Genomic DNA, 292 nt, shown 5'->3' on the forward strand with positions numbered 1-292 from the left:
GCAGATGCAGTCCGGCAGCGTGCTGCTGGGCATGCTCAACCCGTTCGACAATGACTGCATCGCGCGCATGGCCGCGCGCGGCATCACCGCCTTCGCGCTGGAAGCCGCGCCGCGCACTTCGCGCGCGCAGAGCCTGGACGGGCTCTCGTCGCAGGCCACCAGCGCCGGCTACAAGGCGGTGCTGCTCGGCGCCCATCACTACCCGCGCTTCATGCCGATGCTGATGACCGCTGCCGGTACGGTGAAGGCCGCGCGCGTGCTGATCCTCGGGGCCGGTGTCGCCGGGCTGCAG

1 pseudogene is annotated in these 292 nt (G+C 71.2%); it reads left to right on the plus strand.

Annotation, left to right across the window (positions count from 1 at the left end):
• Positions 1-292, plus strand: a pseudogene (locus U8L64_RS00200) (NAD(P)(+) transhydrogenase (Re/Si-specific) subunit alpha); the annotation flags it as partial.

Source organism: Pseudomonas sp. FIP_A4, assembly GCF_036701605.1.
GTDB lineage: Bacteria > Pseudomonadota > Gammaproteobacteria > Pseudomonadales > Pseudomonadaceae > Stutzerimonas > Stutzerimonas phenolilytica.